Raw genomic sequence first — 15602 nt, 5'->3', positions numbered from 1 at the left:
GGGCTGGCAGATGAAAAGAAGAGGTGAAACCTACAGGCAGTGGTGCGACCCGATTCTGCACCATCAAACCCATGAGGAAACGCTCGACAGCGGTACCTGCATCGATGTGCAGACGCGCCTGTCACGTACGGGGGCGACCCAGTTGTTCATCGGTGTCTATCGCAGCGACGGTTCAGTGGTGTGCGAACAAGCCTACGACCAGCGCGCCGGCGAAACCATGAGCCGGGCGCTGGTATGGGGGGTGAGGCATGCCAGGCGCGTGGCATGCGAGGATGAGGACGAGGCGTGCTGTGGCGAATCGGCCGGTAGCTGAACCGGGCGACGCAGACACTTGGTGAATACAGCTGCGACGGTTTGCGACGGGGGCGGTGATGATTTATCTGGGATGCGCTGGCTGGAGCCTGTCCAGTCATCATGCCGAGGCATTTGCGCAGCCCGGCAGCCACCTGCAACGCTACGCCAGCCACTTCAATGCGGTGGAAATCAACAGTTCTTTCTACCGGCCCCATCGCCCCGAAACCTATGCCCGTTGGGCTGCGTCCGTGCCTGAGCATTTCCGCTTTGCGGTGAAGCTGCCCAAGGCCATCAGCCATGAGCAGCGGCTCATCGGGTGCGAGGACGCTCTGGACAGGTTTCTTGCTCAATGCGGGCAGTTGGGCGATCGCCTGGGTTGCCTGCTGCTACAACTGCCGCCATCGCTTGGCCATGAAACCGAGCACGCACGACGTTTCTTTGAAAGCCTGCGGCAACGGTATGAGGGGCCGGTAGCGCTGGAGCCCAGGCACGCCAGCTGGCAATCGGCGCAGCCGATGCTGGTCGATTTGCGCATCGCCCAGGTCGCGGCAAGCCCTGCGCGTTTCGTTACCGATGCGCACCCGGGTGGTTGGCCTGGGCTGGTCTACTGGCGTCTGCATGGCGAACCGAGGATCTACCACAGCGAGTATTCCGACGAGTATTTGCAGCGTCTGGCTGAACGCTTGCAGCACAGCCGTGCTTCTGGAGTGCCCACCTGGTGCATTTTCGACAACACCGCCTCCGGTGCTGCGATGGCCAACACACTGGCTCTGCAGCGGCTTTTGCGCTGAGACGGGTGCGGAAACAAAGCGATGGAAGAGAGCGATGACCAACCGGTCAAAATAAATGAATCTTTTCCAAGTCGCCGGCTCCATTGGTCTGAATCGCTGAAGGAGATAGCAATGGCGGGACAGCAGTTGTATGTGATCGAGTACGAGCTTCACGGGGAATTTCGCACCTTCATCATCCGGCTCGAGCGTATGGACAACGCCGAAGCCTGGCACTGGGCAAGTTGCGATGCGGGGGTGGGCATCATTCCACGGTTCGGCCAGCACAAGATCAAGAAGGTCAGCCGGCCGATGGCTGAGCGCTACGGCATCAACAATGTGCGCTGGCGGGCATCGGGCGATGGGCCGGAGTTCGTGGCACCGACCATTGATGTAAAGAAATTCTCCAATAGCGGTACCGGCAATACGTGACGCATGTTGTGCGCAAGGCCTGCGTGAAATCTTCAGGCAGGCCTTCGCTCTTGGGTTCGCTTCTCAAGTTTCGAGACACGATCATCCCCACTTTCAGGAGCCAGCACGTGCCGCGAATCATCACTCCAGCCACCCCTGAGCACGAAATCAATGCGCAGAATGCCCGCATGTTCGGCTCGCCAAAGGAGCGCCTGGATTTCTACCGCCGTGAAATCCAGTACGAGACCAGCATCCTTGCCAACCGCACTGATGCCTATCTGGCTGCCCAGTCGTTTCTGGTGATCGCCTTCGTGTCGTCGATGGGTAACCTCAACCAGAGCTGGGGCGAGATGTTCACCCTGGTGGTTCCGCCGTTTCTCGCCTTGCTGGGCGTTTTGAGTTCGCTCAATGCCTGGCCGGGCATTCGCGCGGCCTACAAGATCATCGAGCACTGGCAATTGAAACAGAGCCACCTTCTGCGCAGCGAGCCACTGATGGGGCTGGCGTATGATGAATCGCCACTGTTCAGCGAGGCGGAAACCTCACTGGCCGGGCACCGCAAGTCGTTGTTGTTCTCGCTGCGTACACCGTGGATCTTCCTGGTGTTCTGGATGATCCTTGGCATCTACGCGGTCTTCATCCAGCTGGCGTGAGCCGCACAGGTGCACCCATTCAAGAACAGGGTGCTCCAATGATTGTCGACGCTGATTACCGTCCCCGCCAAAGCCTTTGCTCCGGTACCAATAACCAGGGTTGATTGCGTTATTTCCATTGGTGCGCCAGGCAAATGTCATAGATCACATATGCTGAACTCCTGCCACTTCACCTGCGTCCCTCGAATGAATGCCCCAATAAAGGCGGCACTCAGCCAGCAATCAGCTTCGAGGGCGAAACGATGGACAAGACCAATCAAAGTTCGACGTCTCCACCCGGTAGCACCCAGGAACATGCCTTGATCGATGACGCCGGTGCGCTGCTTGGCGAGGCCAGGCACAAAGGCAGTGAGCAGTTCGAGCATTACCGCGATAACGCAGCCGATCAGCTTGACTCGCTCGAGGAAAGTGCCCGCTCTGCGGCGGCTGCGCTGCAAGGCAACGATAGCCTCGGGCTGTCGCATTACCTGAACCAGGCAGCAGAGTGCGTCGGCGAGTTTGCCGAGCAGGTACGCCATGAAAGCGCCGAGAGCCTGCTGCAGCGGGGCGCTCAGTTGGCCAGGAGCAACCCGGCGCTGTTCCTGGCCGGTAGCGTTGCCATCGGGTTCGCCGTGTCGCGTTTCATGCGGGCCAGCACCAGCCACGAATCCACCACCCCGACGTCTTCCGCTGATTGGAGCCAGCCGCAACCCGCGCCGCCCGTGCCTGATCGTGGTAGCGACGTTTCCACCCGCGAACCTTACACCCCCGTCGACCCGGTCGGGCCTGGTGCAGGCTCGCCGGTCAGTGGCAGCCCGTTCGAGCGCGACCCGCTCAAAGGAGGTGAATGATGAACAAAGACCCTTTGCATACCACCCCGGGCTTGCATACGGCAGAAGACGACGCCGTCGGTGTTGGCGGTTTGTTGCGCCAGCTTATGCGGGAAGTACCGGACCTGTTCACCAAGGAGCTGGCGCTGGCCAAGGCAGAGCTGCAGCAAAACCTCGCAACCCTCAAGGCCGGCACGGCTGCGGTTGCCGCGGGAGCGATCGTGATGCTGGCGGGCTTAGTCATCCTCCTGCTGGCGGCAGTCTACGCCTTGGCGATGGTGGTCGAGCCTTGGCTGGCAGCCTTGATCGTGGGCGCCGTCACCTTGGTGATCGGGTTCATCATGTTGCAGTCGGGCAAGAAACAGTTCGAACCCACGCACCTGGCCCCTGACCGCACCTTGCACGCCATGCAGCAGGACAAGGACACGCTGAAGAGGAAACTGCCATGACCACTTCCTTCGAACACGAAGCGCACAAAGACCCTGACTTGCTAGAGCAGGAAATCAACGCCAAGCGCGAGCACATCAGCGATCTGGTGGATGCCCTCGAACAGCGCCTGAGCCCAGGCCAGATGGTCGACCGGGTCCTGGCCTACGCCAAGGGCAATGGCGGCGAGTTCTTCCAGAACCTGGGCACTACCCTCAAGAACAACCCCGTACCCGCTACCCTGACGGTACTGGGCCTGGCCTGGCTGGGCTTGAACCAGAACCGTCCCTTCAACCCCGGGCCTGCGCACCAGGGCCCGGGGTTGGGCGAAAAGCTCGGCGACGCGGTGGACACGGTGAAGGACGCTTTCGCACACGCGGGGGAGGCAATGCACGACGCCAGCCAGAAGGTGCGCATGAAAGCCCATGACATGCGCGACCGGGCCAGCGAACTGGGCAGCGGCACCCGCGACTCCGTGGGGGCTTCCGCGGATACCCTGCGCCATTCGGCACACAAGGCCGCAGATCAGGCCACGGCTCTGAAGGGCCAGTTCGATCATCTGCTTCAGGAGCAACCGCTGGTATTGGCCGCTTTGGGCATAGCACTGGGTGCGGCATTGGGGGCGGCGCTACCCACTACCCGCAAGGAAGATCAGCTGATGGGCGCCAGCAGCGATCGCGTGACCGACACACTCAAGGCCAAGGGCCGCGAGGTGAAGGCATCGGTCGAAGAGTCGATCGATCAGGCGGGTGGTAAAGCGTCGACACAGGCAGAGCGCAGGCCAGGAGACTCCGACCTTTCCTCGGGGTTAGGCTTCAATTCCTGATCCTGTGGGATGTGCGTTGCCAGCCTTTTCTGCTTTGGCAGTGGGCTGGCATCTGGGCTTGGCCATTTTCGCCCTGGACAACAGGCTTGCTCCCTACTGTTGCCCGTCCGACAGCAGACGTACAGCGCTGCTGCTTCAGCAGCAGCGCTTTCCCGCTAGATAGCAGGCACGCACGGAAATCCGTGAGGCTTGGCTGTGTGGCATGAAGTCTGCTCTGCCTCCCTGGAATCCAATGAACTCCAGGGGCTGATGTGAGCGTTGATGAATACCCATTGATTGCCAGTGACCAAGTGGAAGCCGCTGCCCTGGTCGAGGCGGATGGACGAGGTATCGCCTTTGGTTCTGTACCGACCGGCGATATCGCGCTGGAATTCCGCGCGGTGACCAAGTGCTACGAGGGGGACTGGGCAGCCCCGAAGAACGCAGTAGAACACGTGAGCCTGGCAGTGCGACGTGGCGAAGTCCTCTGCCTTATGGGTACATCCGGTAGCGGTAAGTCGACTTTGCTGCGCCATGTCAATCGGCTGATAGAACCTAGCAGCGGTGACGTGCTGATCGATGGCGAGGTGTTGGGCGATTTGACCCCGGCTGCGCTGCGTCGATTGCGTTCGCAACGCATCGGCATGGTATTCCAGCACTTCGGATTGTTACCGCATCGCAGTGTGCGCGACAACGTTGCATTACCCTTGGAGCTGCGCGGTGAGCCCGAGGGTGCGCGGCACGCGGCGGCACAGCGGCAGTTGCAGGCTGTGGGGCTGGCAGAATGGGGCGAGCATTTTCCCCACCAGTTGTCTGGCGGCATGCAGCAACGCGTCGGGCTGGCTCGGGCGCTGGTTACCGATCCTGACATCCTGCTGATGGATGAACCATTCAGCGCGCTGGACCCAACGATCCGCCGCGACCTGCAGGGTCGCTTCCTGCAACTGGTGCGCGAGCGCGGTATCACGACTCTCCTGGTGACCCACGATCCTGGTGAAGCGTTGCGTCTGGGTGACCGTATCGCCGTGCTGCGCGCCGGGCGGCTGATTCAGGTCGGAACCCCTGGTGAACTGCTTCGACACCCGGTGGACGAGGGTGTGGCCGACTTCTTCGACGAGAGACCCCATATTCCTTCCACCGCTGCGTTGCCCGACGACCAGGCGGTCGGCACGTTACCGTCGGCGGTTCGGGAGCCTGCGGCAAACGGCTGGATCCGCCAAGCCCTGTTGGGCCCGGCGGCGCTGGCTGCTGCCGGCCGAGGTGGTCTGTTCTGGCTGGCACTGCTGATCGAGTTGACATCCCTGGCAGTGTTCGCTGGCGCATGGCGCAAGGGGGCCGGATGGACGTTGGTCATCGCACTGGCGGCGCTTTTGCTGAACCGCACCGCCAGCGCCTGGCTGACCCTGCGCGGTCATGGCCGCGACTCTGAGGGCGCAGCAGTGCCCTTGGCGCTGCTACTGGTCAGCCAGGCACTGACACTGTGGCGTGCCGCGGCAGCAGATGCTGGCGGCGCACTGCTGGAGTTCCCCTCCGACCGCGACAGCATGCTGGCGGTAGCGGGTGCCGTCGACCAGTTGATCGGCTGGTCTCAGGTGACCTTCGAGAGCGCCTTCGTCGGGGTTATCTTCGCGGTGCGTACTGTCATCGAGGGTGTTGAAGGCGCGTTGGGCTGGATTCCGTGGCCGGTACCGGCCCTGGCCCTGGTCTACCTGGCCTGGCGCTCCGCTGGCATGCCCCTGGCGCTGACCAGTGCGCTGGCCCTCGGCTACATTGGCCTCTTCGGTTTCTGGGAACGCACGGTCTCTACCATCGCGTTGGTAGGCTCATCGGTGCTGCTGTCGCTGCTGATCGGCATTCCCACCGGCATCGTGCTGGCCAAGCGGCCGCTGGCGCGGCGCCTGATCACGCCGCTGCTCGATGTCATGCAAACTTTGCCGACCTTCGTCTATCTGATCCCGGCGGTAGCGTTCTTCTCCGTCGGCAAGACGCCGGCGGTGATTGCCACGGTGATATTTGCCCTCGCGCCGATGATCCGTCTCACCGCGCTGGGTATCCGCGAGGTGCCCAAGGCCGCCGTGGAAGCCGCAGTCGCCCATGGCGCGACGCCCTGGCAGACGCTCACTCGGGTCGAGTTGCCGCTGGCCTCCGGCTCCCTGTTGCTGGGGGTTAACCAGACCATCGTCATGAGCCTGTCCATGGTCGTCGTGGCGGCGCTGATCGGCGCCGGTGGCCTCGGCTACGACGTCATGACCGCGTTGCGCAACATCAAGGGTGGGGAAGGCGTCCTCGCCGGCATCGCCATTGTTTTCTGTGCCTTGGTGCCCGACCGGATCATCCAGGCATCCCTTCGCAAACGTCATCATTCCACTCAGGAGTAACCCCCTTCATGGCCAGTTTCCTTTCTCGTGCCCTCGCTGGCGTCGCGTTGCTGGGCGCGCTAGTGCCAGCCACGGCAAGCTTCGCCAAGGACAAGATCGTCATCGGCGAGCAGAACTGGACCGGCGCCATCGCCATCCAGTACATCCTCGGTAACATCATCACCAGCCGGCTCGACGGTGATGTGTCCTATCTGGCTGGTGATCTTCCTGTACTGCTCGCAGCCGCCGCCAAGGGCGATGGTTCGGTGGACGTGCTTACCGACATCTGGCTGCCGAACCAGTCTGCCGCCTGGGCCAGATACGTCACTGGCGGTACACATTCACTGATTCCCAACAAGCATCCCTACGTTGGTGAGCAAGGTTTTTATGTGCCCGGCTACATACAGGACAAGTACGCAGTAAAGTCGGTGTACGATCTCAAGAAGCCTGAAGTCGCCAAGCTGTTCGCTCCGCCAGGGGGCGGCAAGTCCCAGCTGTTGGTGGGCCCGGCGGGGTGGGAGTCGACTTATATCGGTCAGATAAAAGCCAAGGACTTTGGCTTCGACGGCAATTTCGAGTCTGTATCCACCGAAGCCTCGGTGACCTACGCCAAGCTCGACGCTGCCTACAAAGCCGAGCGCGGGGTGATCTTCTACGCCTACACACCGGACTGGATCTTCTCTGCCTATGACCTGCGCCGTCTCGATGAGCCACCGTTCGATGGCTATGCCCAGGACAACAAGAAGGGCGACCCCTTGTACAAGGCTGACGGCTGCTGGAAATTCATCAGCCCGACCGTCGATGCCGACTGGTTGAACAAGAGCAGAGTCACCTGCGCTTATCCGGATGCGAAGGTGCACATCCTCGCGTCTTCGGCGCTGCAGCAGCGCGCGCCCAGGATCGCCGCATTCCTGGAAAACGTGAGTATCGATCCGGCATCCCTAAACGATCTTATCCTCAAGATCGAGCGCGAGAAGCAGCCGGCGGACGCTGCCGCCAAGGCCTGGATTGCAGACAACCAGGCGACCGTCGATCATTGGTTGGGTGCCGCTGGCACCAAGGTGGCCGCGCAATGACCAAGACCACCTGGACCCTTCTTGATGGCGGGATGGGACGAGAACTCAAGCGCATTGGCGCGCCGTTCCGGCAGCCGGAATGGTCTGCCCTGGCCCTGCTTGAGGCGCCTGAATACGTGGCGCAGGTACACCGTGCGTTCATTGCGGCTGGCGCCAGGGTGATCACCACCAACAGCTATGCGCTGGTGCCGTTTCATATTGGTGAAGAACGCTTTGCCCGTTCCGGTCAGGCCCTGGCCGGGCTTGCCGGGAAGCTTGCCCGAGGTGCCGCCGACGAAGCGGACGCTTCGGTGCTGGTAGCGGGTTCACTGCCGCCTGCGCTTGGATCGTATCGGCCGGACCTTTTCGATCCAGTCCGTTCCCATGCCATCCACCGTGAATTGATCTGCGGCCTGGCGCCGCATGTGGATTTCTGGCTGGCGGAAACCCAGAGTTCCCTGGCCGAAGCCCGGGCTGTGCGCGCCGCGCTGGACGGCGAGCGCAAGCCGCTCTGGCTATCCTTCACGCTGCTCGACCCCGATACTGAACAGGCGCAGCCTTTGTTGCGCTCGGGCGAAAGCGTGGAGCAGGCAGTTCTAGTGGCCCTTGAGCTGGAAGCCAGCGCCTTGCTGTTCAACTGCAGCCAGCCGGAAGTCATGGGCGCCGCGCTCTACAGTGCCCGGCAGGTGCTTGACAAGCACGCGTGCGAGTTGCCGCTCGGCGTCTATGCCAATGCCTTTCCTCCGGTGCGTGAAGACGCCCAGGCCAACGACACTCTGCTCGATATCCGCAGCGACCTTGGGCCAGAGGCCTACCTGCAGTGGACGCAGCAATGGATTGAAGAGGGTGCGACCATCGTCGGGGGCTGCTGCGGCATCGGTCCGGAGCACATCGCCCGACTCAACGAGCATCTGCAAGCCCGCGAAGAGGGAAGGGTATGAGCGAAACACAAAAGGCCACCTTTGGCGCGGGATGCTTTTGGGGTGCGGAGATGGCGTTGCGCAAGCTCGATGGGGTGCTCGACAGCCGCGTCGGTTACGCGCTGGAGGCTGGGCGGGATGCGCCGCTGATCGAAGTGGTGCAGGTGGATTTCGCCCCTGAGGCAATCAGCTATGCCTCTCTGGTCGATGCCTTCTGGGGACTGCATGATCCGACCTCGGTCGATCGCCAGGGCGAGCATGTGGGGGTGAAGTACCGCTCTGCGATCTTCACGCACACTAGCGCTCAGGCGGTGATAGCTGTCGCGGCGCGCACCCGACTTGACAGCTCGGGGCGCTATCGCCGGCCGGTTACCACAGTGGTGGTCGAACTAGGGCGCTTCGAGCTGGCGGACGAAGATCAGCAGCGCTACCTGGAAAAGAACGGTCTCGTGGCATGCGCCATCGGCGCTGAATAGGTGGCAGGCTGGCCGCGCTATTTTGCCTGGATGACGCGGCACGCCTGGCACGCTCCCATTTCCTGCAAGCCAACGCTGGGCACGTATCAGGATTGCCGCTACGCTTTGATCCTCGCGCCAGGTCAAGACATTTCCACAGTGAAGAAAACAGTTCGGTTTGATGACCTTCAGGTCTTCGTCACCACAGCCTCCGCCGGCAGCTTCTCGGCAGCAGCCAGGTTGTTGGATATTTCACCGGCCTTGGCCAGCGGGGCAGTCCAGCGCCTGGAAAGCAGCCTGGGGGCCAGGTTGTTCGTGCGTTCCACAAGGCGTTTGCGGCTTTCGGATGATGGCGAGCGATATCTGCCCCATGCCCGTCAGGCCTTGGAGGCACTGGGCAACGGCGAGGTGGCGCTGACCGAGGGGCGAGATGAGATCGCGGGTACACTTCGCCTGTCCATGCCTTCGGATATTGGCAGGAATCTGTTGCTGCCCTGGCTGGACGACTTCCAGCAATCGCACCCCAAGGTGAAGCTGCAACTGCGGGTCAGCGATCAGGTAGCCGACCTTGTCGGCCAACAATTGGATGCGAGTATCCGATATGGGCAGCTGGCAGATTCCGGCCTTGTTTCACTGATGCTTGCCCCTGGCAATCGCAGAACAGTCTGTGCCTCACCACATTACCTGGCACGGCATGGGGCACCAGACGCCTTGGAGGATCTGGTCAGGCACAATTGCCTGCGTTATGTGATGGGCGAGCAAACCTACGAGCGATGGAGCTTTCATTTGCCCGATGGCGTCAGGACCGTGCAAGTCACAGGTGACCGTGTGAGCGATGACGCCGATATCGTTCGGCGCTGGGGCGTCGAAGGGTTGGGGATCGTTTACAAATCCAGGCTGGATGTGCTGGCGGACATACGCGCCGGTCGGCTGATCGAGTTGTTTCCCGGGGATTACGGCCAACCTGCGCCATTGCAACTGGTGTGCGCTCATCGAACATCGCTCACACCGGCTGTGCAGGTGCTCAGAGCGTTTCTGGCGGAGCGTTTCGAGCAGCTCGTCGCTGCTGATGAATAAGCTGACGGGGCGCATGGCCCCGCCTTCGTTGCCTTGGCTGGATCAGTGATCAGAAGCCTTCCAGGACAATCTTGCCTTTTGCCTTGCCACTTTCGATCAGGGCATGGGCGCGTTTGAGGTTGCTGGCGTTGATGCTGCCGAAGTGCTCGCCAACGGTGGTCTTGATGACCCCCTCGTCGACCAGCGCCGATACCTTTTCCAGCAGATGGTGCTGCTTGATCATGTCCTCGGTCTGGTACAGCGAGCGGGTGAACATGAGCTCCCAGTGCACCGACAGCGATTTGCGCTTGAACGGCATGATATCGAGATGCTGAGGGTCATCGATCAGCGCGAGCTTGCCCTGTGGCCGCAGCACTTCGACGATCTGCGCGAGGTACGCATCGGTGTGGGTCAGGCTGATGACGTAATCCACCGGGTTGAGCTGAAGTTGTTCCAGTTGCAGGGCAAAGGAAGCCGAATGGTCGATGACATGATGTGCCCCGAGTTCGCTGACCCAGGCTTGGGTTTCAGGCCGTGACGCGGTGCCGATCACCTTGAGCTGGGTACGCTTGCGTGCAAGCTGCACCAGGATCGAACCAACACCACCGCCAGCGCCGATGACCAGCAGGCTCTTGCCGATGCCGCCATTTTCCTCCACACCCAGGCGGTCGAACAGCAGTTCCCAGGCGGTGATGGAGGTCAGCGGCAAGGCGGCGGTACTGGCATTGTCCAGAGTGCGGGGCTTGTGCCCAACGATACGCTCGTCGACCAGGTGAAATTCGCTGTAACTGCCCGGGCGGTCGATTGCGCCGGCGTAGAACACTTCGTCGCCAGGCTGGAACAACGACACCTCGCCGCCGACCTCGCGGACGATCCCGACGGCATCCCATCCCAACACTTGAGGGTGGTCACCGCTGCGGCTGGCTCTGACCTTGGTATCGACCGGGTTTACCGCGATGGCTTTGACTTCCACCAACAGGTCCCTGGCACCAGGTGTGGGCTTGGGCAGTTCATGTTCATACAAGGACCGGGGATCCTGTATCGGGAGGCCGGGCGTGTCGTAGACGATTGCTTTCATTTGGATGTGAACCTTCTGGTGAGCAGTGGTGACAGGTTAAGCACCCCGGGCTTCCAGAAAAACCCGGCTATTGCCGGAACACTTTCCGCATTTCGCTGATAATCGGGTGGCTGTCGCCCTGGTCGACAGGCCGACAGCTACACCCGGTACTGGCGCTGGCAACCGTGATCAATTGGCGTTGTAACGTGGGGCCAGCCGATTGCTGGACAGTTGGCCGAACAGGGCTTGCCGGCTTGCCTCGTAACGTTCGAAGGACTGCAGGTCGTGCATTGAAGGGATGGAGATCAGTACCTCGTCGTCAAAGTCCTGCAGGGCCCCGTCCACCAGGTCCTGGGCCGACATCACGATGCCTGGGTCCAGGTTTTCGACCGGCAAGCCGCCGATCTGCCAGAAGTCGGTAGCGGTTGCCCCTGGCAGCACAGCCTGGATCCTGATGCCTTTTTCCGCAAGCTCCCTGTGCAGTGACTGGGTAAAGGCGGTGACATACGCCTTGCTACCACCATACACACCGTTGAGCAACTCCGGCGCCAGGCTGACAATGGACGAGATGTTGATCACGGCGCCTTGCTTGCGGGCGACAAATCCAGGGATGGCGGCATAGGTAAGGCGGGTGAGGGCGGTGACGTTGAGAGTGATCATTTCAGCCATGCGCTCGACATCACTCTCCAGCAGGCTGGTGTGCGTGCCTATGCCCGCGTTGTTCACCAGCAGGCTGATGCTGGCGTCCTCGCGCAATTTGCGTTCTACCTTGGCCAGATCATCCGGGTTTGCCAGGTCTGCCGGAAATACCTCCACGTTCTGCCGGGTTTCTGTAGTCAGCCGGCTGGCCAGGGTGTTCAGGCGCTCCCGATTGCGGGCCACCAGCACCAGGTCGTAACCCCGACGCGCCAGGCGGTCTGCGTAGATCGAACCGATGCCGGTGGAGGCGCCTGTGATGAGTGCAGTACCTTTGAATTGCTGTTTCATGGTCGTGCTCCGTTGTTGGGTGTGGAGCCCATGATGCAGAAGGTCGTCTTTGTCTCAAACGACACATATGGTACGTTTTCAGGACATTGAACTGTGGAGCGTCAACCATGCACCGGGTCGGCTATCTCATCACCGAAGGTTTCCAGATCATGTCGCTGGCGACGCAGGCCGTGTTCGAATTCGCGAACATCGTCGCGGGCGAAACGGTTTACAAGATCCAGAATTTTTCCGTCGGGGGCGGAACGGTGCGGTCTTCCCTGGGCATGTACATGGACACACTGCCATTGGGCGCTCCTGGTTTGGCTGATACCTGGATGATCACGGGCACTCTGACCCCGCTGACCCCGCCAGGCGATGACGTGCTGGCCAGCGTTCGCGGCTTTGTCGACGGCGCCCGCCGCATCGCTGGCCTGTGTACCGGCTGTTTCGTGCTGGCCCAGGCCGGAGTGTTGGATAACCGGCGCGCCACGACACACTGGGCCTATGCGAAAAAGCTGCGTGAACTGCACCCGAAAATCGAAGTGGAAGAAGACCGAATCTTCATTGTGGATGGGCCGATCTGGACATCCGCCGGGATGACCGCCGCCCTGGACATGGCGCTGGGCATGGTGGAAAAGGATCTGGGAACCGAGATGGCCAAGTCGGTGGCACGAAAGCTGGTGATGCATCAGCGCCGCTCCGGTGGGCAATCGCAACATTCCGAACTGCTCACGCTTTCGCCGAAATCTGATCGGATTCAGAACGCCCTGGATTACGCCCGCAAGCATTTGAATCGTCCATTGAGTGTGGAGGAGCTCGCAGAATCCGTACATCTGAGCCCTCGGCAATTTACCCGCGTATTCACTGCAGAGACAGGCCAGTCACCCGCAAAGGCTGTGGAGAGCCTGCGTCTTGAGGCTGCCCGCTTGATGATCGAGCAGAGCCGTCACAGCCTGGATGTGGTGGCGAAGGAGACAGGGTTCAGGGACCGTCGGCATATGCGGGAGGTGTTCATTCGTGGTTTCGGTGTCCCGCCCCAAGCTGTGCGAAGAGATGCCCGGCGGGTGGTATCGGCCGAATGACAAGCGCTGAATCGGGTTAATGCACACCAGGTCCATATGCGCTGTGCTGCCGATAAAGCACTACACAGGGAGCAGATGCTCTCGTTCAAGCAGCTCGATATTGGACGGTTTGACGTGCACTTTGTGAATTTCGGGCGCTGTAAACCAGCGGCACTCCACGATTTCGTGATTTGCAGCGGGTTGCGCGCCAGGTTCGACAGGCAGCTGATAGAGGTAGTGTTCCTCGGCTGCAAGCATGTAGTGATTGAGGAACCTGGCCCCGTCGAAGGATAGGCAAGTCTCCTCCATCAGCTCGCGCTGCGCAGCATCCAGGTGATGCTCGCCTGGATCGATTTTCCCACCTGGCAACGACCATTCAGCGCTTTGCTTGCGCACGAAAAGGATGCGTCCTGCTTGCAGGCAAATGACTGTCGAATGCCGTTCTCTGGAGTTGTTCATCAGGAGCCTCCCATACGATGGAGGTGGCATCAGGGCAGAACTCACCCTGATGCCCGCTGCGGATGATCAGCGATCTTTATCCCACTGCTGGTCATCTGCCTGGTTTTGCTGACCGCCCATGCGGTCCTTGTCTGTCACGTTCTGGTTCTGCTTTTCAGTAGTACGCTGGCCGCCTTGGCTGCCTGTGTCACGGGAACGTTCCCAGTCCTTGTTCATCTTGTCCTCAGGTTTCTGGCCGGACTGGCTGCCACCTTGCTGCTGGCCGGGCATCCGACCGCCCGAACCCTGGCCGCCTTGCTGGCCGGTGCCGGCAGTGTTGTTACCCATGCCAGTGTCAGCATTGCCTTGGTTGCCACCCTTGTCTTGATTGTTTGCCATGATCGCTTACCTCAGGTCAGACACAGGAAGGTCTGTGTGTACTGTTATGACCCGGGCCCGTTCCCGCGGTGTGCAAGGAATGTCTGGGAAGCTGACTAAACGCATTAACTTCAGGGGTACGAAATTTTGGTGTGTGGCCAGGAACGTACCTGGGACCGCCAGGGGTGGACATTGGTCGATGTCCAGCGTCAGCGACAGAGCACAAATGTGCTCCCTGACTGAGCAGAGGCTCAGTTCGAATGGACGCTTGTCGCTGCCAGGCCTGCGGCGACATCCCCTCGGCCTTCACGAATGTGCGACAGAAGTGGGACTGATCGCAGAAACCGCACTCCAGTGCGATCTCGGCAAGCATCATTCCCGAGCCCCCCAGTAGTTCCTTGCTTTTGCGCAACCGTTGTTCACGCATCCACTGCTGAGGGGGCACGTGCATGGTATCTCTGAACATTCGTGTGAAATGGCTACGCGACAGCGAGCAGGCTTGGGCGAGTTCCGTAACAGTTATGCCAGTGTCCAGGTTCTCCAGCATCAACTTCTTGGCAGTCGTGACCTGCCAGGGCTTGAGGAGCCCGGTTGTTTTCAGTGCGACAGTCGCCAGCACAGTGCAGTGATCGCTGTTCATACCAATCCATTAATCAATGAAGTGGGCACGCACGTTTCGAGGGGGCAGAGCAGGCCACTGCAGCCTTGGGCGGGCTACAGACGATAACGCTCGATTCGGTGGCCTGTCAGATAGCCGGCGTACCCATCAGCGGGTCAATGAACAGCCCCTGGATGCAGGGGCTGGCAATGGTCAGACAGCGGCAGCAACCGGGGCCAGGGTTGGGCCGTGCTGAACGCGCTCTGGTGCTTTGTGCACCATGGTGTAGGCATAGTCGACACCCATGCCGTACGCGCCGGAGTGTTCTTTCACCAGTTCCATGACGGCATCGTAGGTGTCGCGGTTTTTCCAGTCGCGTTGCCACTCCAGCAGCACTTGTTGCCAGGTCACCGGAATCACGCCTGCCTGAATCATGCGCTGCATGGCGTAGTCGTGGGCTTCCTTGGTGGTGCCACCGGAGGCGTCGGCAACCATGTAGATTTCATAGCCGGCATCGTTCATTGCAGACAGCGCGAACGTGGTGTTGCACACCTCCGTCCACAGGCCGGAAACGATGATCTTGTTGCGCCCGTTTTTCTTGAGTGCGTCACGCACCTTCTGGTCATCCCAGGAGTTCATGGAGGTTCGCTCCAGCAGCGGAGCGTCGGGGAAGACGGCGAGCAGCTCGGGGTAGGTGTGCCCAGAGAAGCTTTCAGTCTCGACCGTCGTGATGGTGGTGGGCACATTGAAGATCCTGGCTGCCTTGGCCAGGCCTACGGTGTTGTTTTTCAGCGTCTGGCGATCGATGCTCTGAACGCCAAAGGCCATCTGCGGCTGCTGATCGATGAAGATCAGTTGGCTGTTGAATGGGGTCAGGACTTCAGTTTTTGGATTGTTCATTGTTGTTCCCTGTCAGCTGGATGGTGGTCATCGCACAAGTCACGGCGCCTGCCTTCGGCAGACTGTGCTGAGGCACTGGATGACGTCCTCAGTGATGGCCGTTGCTTGAGTCCGAGCACAAGATAGCGAATCGCTGAGCGATGCGGTGGCGCACTTTTGCGCTCTCAGGAGCGCATTAATGCATCATCCGCTTGTT

At 60.8% G+C, this 15602-nt stretch carries 18 protein-coding genes and 1 pseudogene; 13 read left to right on the top strand and 6 right to left on the bottom strand.

Annotation, left to right across the window (positions count from 1 at the left end; all coding sequences use genetic code 11):
• Positions 1-10: 10 nt before the first annotated feature.
• The 12 genes from V3314_RS16365 (at position 11) to V3314_RS16310 (ending at position 10029) form a co-directional block, all read left to right on the top strand.
• The gene (locus tag V3314_RS16365) at positions 11-313 is read left to right on the top strand and encodes a hypothetical protein (protein WP_046614125.1); all 303 of its coding nucleotides are present in this window, start codon (positions 11-13) and stop codon (positions 311-313) included.
• Positions 314-371: 58 nt separating this feature from the next.
• On the top strand, positions 372-1085 hold the full coding sequence (locus V3314_RS16360) for a DUF72 domain-containing protein (RefSeq protein ID WP_338459296.1): 714 nt from the start codon (positions 372-374) through the stop codon (positions 1083-1085).
• Positions 1086-1196: 111 nt separating this feature from the next.
• The gene (locus tag V3314_RS16355) at positions 1197-1493 is read left to right on the top strand and encodes a DUF6555 family protein (protein WP_046614127.1); all 297 of its coding nucleotides are present in this window, start codon (positions 1197-1199) and stop codon (positions 1491-1493) included.
• Positions 1494-1600: 107 nt separating this feature from the next.
• Positions 1601-2125 carry a hypothetical protein gene (locus V3314_RS16350; protein ID WP_046614128.1) on the top strand — a complete coding sequence of 175 codons (525 nt, stop codon included), beginning with the start codon at positions 1601-1603 and terminating at the stop codon, positions 2123-2125.
• A gap of 299 nt (positions 2126-2424) precedes the next feature.
• Complete coding sequence (locus tag V3314_RS16345; RefSeq protein ID WP_338459295.1) at positions 2425-2955, top strand: hypothetical protein; 531 nt, start codon at positions 2425-2427, stop codon at positions 2953-2955.
• Entirely contained in the window at positions 2955-3383 is a 429-nt protein-coding gene (locus tag V3314_RS16340; protein WP_135002494.1) for a phage holin family protein, read from the top strand. Before V3314_RS16345 ends, V3314_RS16340 begins: the two co-directional genes overlap by 1 nt.
• Positions 3380-4186, top strand: a complete 807-nt coding sequence (locus V3314_RS16335) for a DUF3618 domain-containing protein (RefSeq protein ID WP_284385528.1) — start codon at positions 3380-3382, stop codon at positions 4184-4186. Before V3314_RS16340 ends, V3314_RS16335 begins: the two co-directional genes overlap by 4 nt.
• 305 nt (positions 4187-4491) lie before the next feature.
• Positions 4492-6543 (top strand): ATP-binding cassette domain-containing protein, encoded by a 2052-nt coding sequence (locus tag V3314_RS16330; protein ID WP_338460320.1) that lies wholly within the window; start codon positions 4492-4494, stop codon positions 6541-6543.
• 8 nt (positions 6544-6551) lie between these two features.
• Positions 6552-7598 carry a glycine betaine ABC transporter substrate-binding protein gene (locus V3314_RS16325; protein WP_338459293.1) on the top strand — a complete coding sequence of 349 codons (1047 nt, stop codon included), beginning with the start codon at positions 6552-6554 and terminating at the stop codon, positions 7596-7598.
• Positions 7595-8518 carry a homocysteine S-methyltransferase family protein gene (locus tag V3314_RS16320; RefSeq protein WP_338459291.1) on the top strand — a complete coding sequence of 308 codons (924 nt, stop codon included), beginning with the start codon at positions 7595-7597 and terminating at the stop codon, positions 8516-8518. Before V3314_RS16325 ends, V3314_RS16320 begins: the two co-directional genes overlap by 4 nt.
• Positions 8515-8973 (top strand): peptide-methionine (S)-S-oxide reductase MsrA, encoded by a 459-nt coding sequence (gene msrA / locus V3314_RS16315; protein WP_338459290.1) that lies wholly within the window; start codon positions 8515-8517, stop codon positions 8971-8973. The genes V3314_RS16320 and msrA overlap by 4 nt, the downstream gene beginning before the upstream one ends.
• Entirely contained in the window at positions 8974-10029 is a 1056-nt protein-coding gene (locus V3314_RS16310; protein WP_235431395.1) for a LysR family transcriptional regulator, read from the top strand.
• 49 nt (positions 10030-10078) lie between these two features.
• Here V3314_RS16310 and V3314_RS16305 read toward each other — a convergent pair whose 3' ends face one another.
• Together V3314_RS16305 and V3314_RS16300 are read right to left on the bottom strand one after the other, a co-directional pair.
• Positions 10079-11086: a zinc-binding alcohol dehydrogenase family protein gene (locus V3314_RS16305; RefSeq protein ID WP_046614135.1), complete on the bottom strand. Its 1008-nt coding sequence runs from the start codon at positions 11084-11086 to the stop codon at positions 10079-10081.
• A gap of 168 nt (positions 11087-11254) precedes the next feature.
• Positions 11255-12052, bottom strand: a complete 798-nt coding sequence (locus tag V3314_RS16300; protein WP_046614136.1) for an SDR family oxidoreductase — start codon at positions 12050-12052, stop codon at positions 11255-11257.
• Between the two features lie 107 nt (positions 12053-12159).
• Here V3314_RS16300 and V3314_RS16295 point away from each other — a divergent pair, with 107 nt between their 5' ends.
• Positions 12160-13113, top strand: coding sequence for a GlxA family transcriptional regulator (locus V3314_RS16295; RefSeq protein ID WP_338459289.1), 954 nt, complete (start codon positions 12160-12162; stop codon positions 13111-13113).
• Positions 13114-13173: 60 nt separating this feature from the next.
• Here V3314_RS16295 and V3314_RS16290 read toward each other — a convergent pair whose 3' ends face one another.
• The 4 genes and pseudogenes from V3314_RS16290 to V3314_RS16275 form a co-directional block, all read right to left on the bottom strand.
• Positions 13174-13551 carry an NUDIX domain-containing protein gene (locus tag V3314_RS16290; protein WP_108481063.1) on the bottom strand — a complete coding sequence of 126 codons (378 nt, stop codon included), beginning with the start codon at positions 13549-13551 and terminating at the stop codon, positions 13174-13176.
• A 66-nt stretch (positions 13552-13617) separates the two neighbouring features.
• Entirely contained in the window at positions 13618-13929 is a 312-nt protein-coding gene (locus V3314_RS16285) for a hypothetical protein (RefSeq protein ID WP_196172782.1), read from the bottom strand.
• Between the two features lie 244 nt (positions 13930-14173).
• Positions 14174-14548: pseudogene (locus V3314_RS16280) on the bottom strand (AraC family transcriptional regulator); the annotation flags it as partial.
• A gap of 171 nt (positions 14549-14719) precedes the next feature.
• Positions 14720-15406 carry a hydrolase gene (locus V3314_RS16275; protein ID WP_003258732.1) on the bottom strand — a complete coding sequence of 229 codons (687 nt, stop codon included), beginning with the start codon at positions 15404-15406 and terminating at the stop codon, positions 14720-14722.
• Positions 15407-15602: the final 196 nt, after the last annotated feature.

It is taken from the genome of Pseudomonas sp. TE3-3-F2023, assembly GCF_036784815.1.
GTDB classification, from domain to species: Bacteria; Pseudomonadota; Gammaproteobacteria; order Pseudomonadales; family Pseudomonadaceae; genus Aquipseudomonas; species Aquipseudomonas pudica.
This window is presented reverse-complemented; position numbering and strand designations above follow the sequence as displayed.